Source organism: Streptosporangium nondiastaticum (genome assembly GCF_003011965.1).
GTDB lineage: Bacteria > Actinomycetota > Actinomycetes > Streptomycetales > Streptomycetaceae > Streptomyces > Streptomyces nondiastaticus.
Window position 1 is genome coordinate 39,891 of the sequence record NZ_PXWG01000047.1, and the last position, 7,306, is coordinate 47,196.

Annotated in this window: 5 protein-coding genes; all 5 read left to right on the forward strand. The window is 74.3% G+C overall.

The genetic code is table 11. The features are described 5' to 3' along the window. Positions 1-39 precede the first annotated feature (39 nt). Positions 40-2,148: an MMPL family transporter gene (locus tag B7P34_RS18655; RefSeq protein ID WP_106677916.1), complete on the forward strand. Its 2,109-nt coding sequence runs from the start codon at positions 40-42 to the stop codon at positions 2,146-2,148. Beyond that, positions 2,148-3,458, forward strand: a complete 1,311-nt coding sequence (locus tag B7P34_RS18660; protein ID WP_106677917.1) for a sensor histidine kinase — start codon at positions 2,148-2,150, stop codon at positions 3,456-3,458. Before B7P34_RS18655 ends, B7P34_RS18660 begins: the two co-directional genes overlap by 1 nt. A gap of 141 nt (positions 3,459-3,599) precedes the next feature. After that, positions 3,600-4,328: a response regulator gene (locus B7P34_RS18665; RefSeq protein ID WP_106677925.1), complete on the forward strand. Its 729-nt coding sequence runs from the start codon at positions 3,600-3,602 to the stop codon at positions 4,326-4,328. Positions 4,329-4,693: 365 nt separating this feature from the next. Then, positions 4,694-5,416, forward strand: a complete 723-nt coding sequence (locus tag B7P34_RS18670) for an AfsR/SARP family transcriptional regulator (RefSeq protein WP_223267985.1) — start codon at positions 4,694-4,696, stop codon at positions 5,414-5,416. A gap of 175 nt (positions 5,417-5,591) precedes the next feature. Beyond that, positions 5,592-7,306: beta-ketoacyl synthase N-terminal-like domain-containing protein (locus B7P34_RS18675; protein ID WP_286157489.1), on the forward strand; the 1,715-nt coding region annotated here is incomplete at its 3' end.

The window sequence follows — 7,306 nt, forward strand, 5'->3', positions numbered from 1 at the left end:
AAGGTCAGCGAACTCCGGCTCAGAGGAGGCGGCGAGCACATGGCCCCGGCGGCGGACACGCAGCAGAAGGAGGGCCGGGAGCGACCGGCCCGCGAAGGCAAAGCGAGGCGGCGCGCCCTCCCGTGGGCGGTGATCGCCTTCTGGATCGTGATCCTTGCGGTCACGGCGCCCTTCGCCGGAAAGCTCAGCGGCGCCGCACGGGACCGTCCCGTCGACTATCTGCCGGCCAGCGCCGAGTCCACCCGGGTCGAGCACCTGCTGCAGAAGCTGCCGGGCGGCAACACCTCCGACGCGCTGCTGGTGTACCACCGCGACGGAGGGCTGAAGCCGGCGGACACGAAGGCGGCGCAGGAGCACCTGAAGCAGATCGCGGGCCGCTACGAGCTGCGCGGCGGCGACAAGCCGCCCACCGTCGTGTCCAAGGACGGCGCCACGTCGATGACCGCGCTGTCGGTGAGCGGCCTGCCGGACGCCTCCGCGCAGGGCAAGGCGGTCGACGGCATCCGGGACATCGTCAAGGAGGACAAGCCTGAGGGCCTGAAGGCCGAGCTCGGCGGGCAGGTCGCCCTGATGTCCGACCAGAACGAGGTCTTCCAGTCCATCGACGGCGTGCTGCTGCTGGGCACCGCGGGCGTCGTGGCGGTCCTGCTGATCCTCATCTACCGCAGTCCGTTCCTGTGGCTGGTGCCCCTGGCGGTGGTGGGCGTGGCGGCCTCGGCCGCGATGGCCGGCGTCTACGGGCTGATCAAGGCGTTCGACCTGACGGTGACGACGATGAGCACGTCCGTGATGACGGTGCTCATCTTCGGCGCGGGCACCGACTACGCCCTGCTGCTGGTGGCCCGCTACCGCGAGGAGCTGCGCCACGTCGAGCAGCCCTTCGACGCGATGAGGTCCGCGATCCGCGGCTGCGGCCCGGCCGTCCTCGCCTCGTCCGGCACGGTCGTGGCGGGCCTGATGTGCCTGATGGCGGCGGACCTCAACAGCAGCAGCGGCCTCGGGCCGGTCGGCGCGGTGGGCGTCTTCTGCGCGCTGGCGTCCATGATGACGCTGCTGCCCGCGGTGCTGGTCCTGCTGGGCCGCCGCGTGTTCTGGCCGATCGTGCCGGTGTACGGGACCGAGGCCGTGCAGCGGCGTTCGCTGTTCGCGGCGATGGGCAACTCCGCGTCCCGCCGCCCGGCCCTGGTGCTGCTGTGCGGTGTCGGGGCGCTCGTCGCCCTGTCGTTCGGCGCGCTGAAGCTGCCGGGCACGCTGAAGCAGGAGGACGCGTTCCTCAAGAAGCCCGACTCGGTCGCCGCGATGCGCACGGTCGCGGCCGCGTTCCCCGATGCCAGCAGCCTGCCGATCACGGTGGTGACGCGTACCCCGCAGGCGGGCGAGGTGGAGAAGGCCGTCAAGGCCACGAAGGGCGTGGCCACGGTGCAGCCGGGCCGCAGCGGCGAGGAGCGCACCGAACTGCAGGTGTTCTCCGTGGCGAAGCCCGAGTCGGCCGGTGAGAAGAAGACCATCGGCGCGCTGCGGGACGCGGTGCACGACATCAAGGGCGCGCAGGCGATCGTCGGCGGCCCGACGGCCCAGCAGATGGACCTCGACACCACGAACGCCGACGACCGGCGCAAGGTGATCCCGCTGGTGCTGGTCGCGGTGATGATCGTGCTGGTCGCCCTGTTGCGCAGCCTGGTGGCGGCGGCGGTGCTCGTGCTCGCCGTGATCGCCTCGTGGGGCGCGGCGATGGGGCTCAGCGGCCTGGTCTTCGGCCCGCTGCTCGGTTACAAGGGACTCGATCCGAGCCTGCCGCTGCTGACGTTCGTGTTCCTGATCGCGCTCGGCGTGGACTACGGCATCTTCCTGATGCACCGGGCGCGTGAGGAGCGGCTGAAGGGGGCGGGGCCGGAGGAGGCGGCGCTCACCGCGCTGCGCACGACGGGCGGGGTCATCACCTCGGCGGGCGTCGTGCTGGCGGCCACGTTCGCCGTGCTGGCGACGCTGCCGCTGGTGGCGCTGGTCGAGATGGGCTTCATCATCGCGGTCGGCGTGCTGCTGGACACCTTCCTGGTCCGCACCTATCTGGTCACCTCCGCAAGCCTGTTGCTGAAGAGGTGGATGTGGTGGCCCGGGAAGCTCTCCCGGGGTTCCATGGAAACGTGATGCCGTCCCGGGACCCGGTTGCCCCCCTGATCGCACGACTGCTGCTGCCGCGGCACGCGATCGCACGACGCAGCGCCCTGCTGCAGGACCTCGGCATAGCGCTGACCGTGCTCGTCGTGCAGAGCGTGCTGTTCGTCGTCACCTCGCGGCGGTCGCTGGACCTCCCGGGCTGGGCCCTCCTCGCCGGCGCCGCGCTGTCGCTGACAGCGCGGCGCCGGGCGCCGTGGCTCACGGTGCTCGCGGTGGCCTGCATGAACGGTCCGTTCTACCTGCTGGGTTACCCGCGGGCGGCGGTGCTGCCCGCGGGTCTGGTGGCGCTGTGCACGCTCGCCGTGGTGGGGCCGCCGCGGCGCAGCTTCCTCACTCTGGGCGGCATCTACGGCGTCGCGACGGCCGTGATGCTGGCCCTGGGCAAGGGCCACGAGATCCTGCCGACGCTGGTGAGCGCGGGCTGGATCGCCGACGTCGTCCTGATCGGGGAGGCGGTGCGCCTGCACCGCAACTACGTCGGGGCGATCGTGGAGCGTGCGGAGCGCGCCGAGCGCACGCGGGAGCGGGAGGCGGCGCGCAGGGTCGCGGAGGAGCGCGTGCACATCGCGCGCGACCTGCACGACCTGCTGGCCCACAGCATCACGTTGATCGGCGTGCAGACCGCGGTCGCGGCCCACGTCCTGGTCGCCGACCCCGACCGGCTCGACCGCACGGCGCTCGCCAAGGCGCTGGACGGCATCGCCGACACGTGCCGGGACGCCCGCGCGGAGCTGCGCGCGACGCTGGAAGTGCTCCGCGGGAACGATTCGGCGGCGTACGGGCCGCTGCCGGGGCTCGACGGGCTGCCCGACCTGGCGCGGGCCGCGGAGGCGGCGGGCGCACGGGTGAGCCTGAAGGTGCTCCTGGGGCCGGTGGACGCGGCCACGGAGCACGACGGCACCGCCGCGCAGCCGGCGGCAACGGCCGTCCTGGCCCCGGCGGTCGGGGCCGCCGCGTACCGTATCGTGCAGGAGGCGCTCACCAACGCGGTCCGCCACGGCGGGCCCGCGGTCCGCGTCTGGGTGACGGTGGCGCGCGGCGAGGGCGACGGCGCCCTGCGGGTCACCGTACTCGACGACGGCGGCGCGGAGGCGCCGGTGCGGGCCGCCGTGCCGGGGAACGAGCCGAACGGCACCGGCGGTTACGGCATCGTCGGCATGCGCGAGCGCGCCCGCAGCGTCGGCGGCGGGCTGCAGGCCGGCCCGCGGCCGGGCGGCGCCGGGTTCGCGGTCACCGCCGTCCTGCCGGCCGCCCCCGTGGACGGGGCCGTCTTCACGTGAACCCCCGCGCACCGGCGCGTGCACCCGTCAGTGAAACGACCCGCCTCCGCCCCGCGGGGCCGGGTCCCACCCCGAAGGATGGCCGATGACAGCAGCACCGACTCCGGCGGCACCGTGCTCCCCCGGGGGGAGGGTGCGCCGATGAGCACGCAGCAGCAGCCGATCCGGGTCCTGCTCGCCGACGACCAGCGGCTCGTCCGCTCCGCCTTCGCCATGCTGGTCGACACGGCCCCGGACATGGAGGTCGTGGGCGAGGCGGGCACGGGCCGGCAGGCCGTCGAGCTGGCCCGCAGCGCCCGCGCCGACCTGGTGGTGATGGACATCCGGATGCCGGACCTGGACGGCATCGAGGCGACCCAGCGCATCGCCGCCGACGAGGACATGGCAGGCGTGAAAGTGCTCGTCCTGACGACGTACGACACCGACGAGTACGTCATCGACGCGCTGCGGGCGGGCGCCTCCGGATTCCTCGTGAAGGACACCCGGCCGGCGGCGCTCCTGGAGGCGATCAGGACCATCGCCGCCGGGGAGGCGCTGCTGTCGCCCGGGCCGACCTCGCGGCTGATCGCCCGGGTGCTGCGGGCGCCGCGGGCGGACATCCCGGCGAGCTTCGTCACGGGCGGCCTGGCGGTGCTGTCCGTGCGCGAACGCCAGGTGCTGACCCTGGTGGCCCGGGGCCTGAACAACGCCGAGGTGGGCGATGTGCTGGGGCTCAGCCCCCTGACCGCCAAGACCCATGTCAGCCGCATCATGGGCAAGTTGTGCGCCCGCGACCGCGTGCAGCTGGTCATCGCCGCGTACGAGGCGGGCCTGGTGACGCCGGGCTCGGCGCCGGGCGGAGCCCCCGGGAACGGCGTCCGCTCTTCCTGAAGCCGGGCTGAAGAAAACGGACGCCGCACCTACGCCGTGCTGCCGACCGGGGCGACCGGGCCCCGTCCTCCGGGCGTTGACGCCGCGTTGAGCCGGGCGGGCACGCGCCTCAATGAACGTACGGGGCCACCGCCCGGCTCCGCCATCCGTTGAGGGCGGAAAGGGGCCGGGGGATGGATGACGCCAGTTGTTCCGCGTTGCGAGGATTGGGCGCCGAAAGGGGGAAAAGCCGGTACCGGCTTCTGTTCTGATCTCCGGCGGAAACCGCTGTGTGGGGGAATTTCGTGCAAATTGAAATACTCGGTCCGGTGCGCGTCAGCGCTGCGGAGAGGAGCAGCGACATTCGGGCCAGCAAGGTCCGGTCCATGCTCGCGACCCTCGCCCTCCGGGCGGGGCGGGCGGTATCGCACATGGAGCTCGTCGACGAGCTGTGGTGCGGTTCGCCCCTCGGCAATCCCCGCAACGCCCTGCAGGCGCAGGCGACCAGGGTGCGCAAGGTACTCGAGGCACACACTCCGATGCACCGCACGACCGTCCTGCGGGCCGTCCCGAACGGCTACCTGCTGGACGTGGCGGCGGAATGCGTCGACGCCAACAGATTTCTCGATCTCGCCTCCCGCGGCGGAGCCGCGCTGACCACCGACCCCGAGCGGGCGGCGAGGTTGCTGGAGACCGGTCTGCGCCTGTGGCGCGGCCCGGCACTGTTCGACGCCGGGGAGGGGCTGCGGTGCGCGAGCGCCGCGACCCTCTTCGAGGAGCGCCGGCTGACCGCCTGGGAGGACCTGGTGAGCGCCCGCCTGGTGCTCGGCCACAACACCCAGGTGATCGCCGAACTGCAGCAGCTCGTCGCGCAGCACCCGCTGCACGAGCGGTTCTGCGAGCTGCTGATGCTCGCGCTGTACCGGTCGGGGCGGCAGAGCGAGGCGCTGGAGCGCTTCCGGCTCACCCGGAAGCGGCTGGACGAACAGCTGGGCATCCAGCCGGGTGCCGGGCTGCAGCGCCGGCACGCCGAGATCCTGGCCCAGGACCCGGGGCTGGCCCAGCCGGGCGCCCTGGCGCCCGGCGGGCGGGTCACCAGCGGCGTGTGAGTCCCGCTACCCGGGCATTCCGCCGGACCCCGGCCTCGTGGTCCTCGCCGTTGCGGCGGGCACGATCTTCCGCCGCAACGGCGGGACCCGCGAAGGCGCCGGCCGGCGGGCCCGCAGCCCATCCTTCGTCCGTCCGCCGCCTCCGGCCGACCGAGACACCTGGAGCCGTTCCGACATGCGCAGTCAGTCCGACGCACCCCTTGCCGAGCCCGTCGCGATCGTCGGCATCGCGGCGCTCCACCCGGGCGTACGGGGAGCCGACGCCTTCTGGAGGCACCTGACCGAACCACCGCCGCCGCCCGGGGCGGCGGCTCCGTCGCTCGCGGACGTCGAGGTCGACGTCGCGCAGTTCGGCATTCCGCCCGCTCAGGCCGGCGCGCTGACGCGCATGCAGCTACTGATGCTGGAGGCGGCCCGGGAGTGCCTGGAGGACGCGAAGGCCGGCGACCGGGCGCTGCAGGCCGAGCGGACGGACGTGGTGGCCGGGGTGTGCGCGGGCCTCGACCGGCAGTACGCCAACGCCCTGCGCGTCGAGGGCAGCCGGTACGCCCGCGAGCTGGAACGGGCGTTGACCGCGCCGGAGTTCGGCGGCTCGGCCCGTACGGCCGCGCAGGCCGCCGACGAGCTGCGCACCGCCCTGGTGCGGCGCCTCGGGGCGTCCCCGCACGACCGGGTCGGGGAGATGGCCAGCACCATTCCGGCCCGGATCGCGAGCGCCTTCAAGCTGCGGGGCCGCACCCTGGCCCTGGAGTCGGCCGACGCGACGTCGTTCCTCGCGCTCGCCCACGCCCTGGACAACCTGCGCGGCGGCCTGTCGGAGGCCGTTCTGGTGGTCGCGGGCCAGCGTGAGGAGGGCCCGTTCCTGCGGGCGGCGCTCGCGGCGAAGGGTCTCGTCGCCGACCGGACGCGGCCGTTCGCCGCGGACGGCGGCGGCTTCGTGCTCGGCGAGGGCGTGGGCGCCCTCCTGCTCAAGCGGCTGTCGTCCGCCGTCCGCGACGGGGACCGCGTCTACGCGACCGTCCGCGGCTGCGCGGTGCACCACGAGGGGCGCCCGGGAGTGTTCCGCTACTCCACGTCCGTGGAGCGGCGCGCCGTGACGGCCCGTGCCGCGCTGGACGCGTGCGGCGCGCAGCCGTCGTCCGTCGGCTACGTGGAGTGCGGCGGCACCGGCGTGGCGCACGAGACGCGCGCCGAACTCGACGCGCTGAAGGCGGTGTACGCGGGGGACGGTCCCGGCTCCGTGGTCGTGGGCAGCGTGCGCGACCGGCTCGGGCACACCTTCGCCAACGCGGGCCTGGCGAGCGTCACCAAGGCGGCGCTGGCCCTGTACCACCGGCGCCTGCCGGGCGGGCTCCCGGCGGCGCCCGAGCCCGGCCCTCCGTTCCGTACGCTGCCGGAACCGCGGAAGTGGCACCAGGAGGCGGGTGCCGGGCCGCGCCGGGCCGCGGTCAGCGGTGCGTCGCTGACCGGCACGCTCTGCCACCTCGTCCTGGAGGAGCACGACCCGGACGCCGCCGCGCCGGCCGCGGAGCGTCCGCGTACCGCGCGGGCCTCCGTCGCCCCGGAGCCCATCGCCGTCGTGGGCTACGGCGGGCGCTTCGGCAACGCGCCCGACGCCGAGGCGTTCTGGGCCGCCATGCTCACCGGCGAGGACCGCATCGGGCCGCTGCCGGAGTCCCTCCTCGACCGCGAGCTCTACTACGAGCCGGGCAAGCTCAGCCTCACCCACAGCTACACCGACCAGGGGTCGCCCCTGGAGGTGCCGGCGGCGCCGCCGGAGGGGCTGCGCATCCCGCCGCGCCGCTGGGCGGTCATGGACGCCGCGCAGCGGGTGGCCCTGTCCGTGGCCGGCGAGCTGATGGCGCGCCGCGGCCCGGGCGCCGCCGCGCT

Bases quoted from the DNA above. Each gene is read 5' to 3' on its own strand.
- B7P34_RS18655 (WP_106677916.1), top strand. From the start codon at position 40: ATGGCCCCGGCGGCGGACACGCAGCAGAAGGAGGGCCGGGAGCGACCG.
- B7P34_RS18660 (WP_106677917.1), top strand. From the start codon at position 2,148: ATGCCGTCCCGGGACCCGGTTGCCCCCCTGATCGCACGACTGCTGCTG.
- B7P34_RS18665 (WP_106677925.1), top strand. From the start codon at position 3,600: ATGAGCACGCAGCAGCAGCCGATCCGGGTCCTGCTCGCCGACGACCAG.
- B7P34_RS18670 (WP_223267985.1), top strand. From the start codon at position 4,694: ATGCTCGCGACCCTCGCCCTCCGGGCGGGGCGGGCGGTATCGCACATG.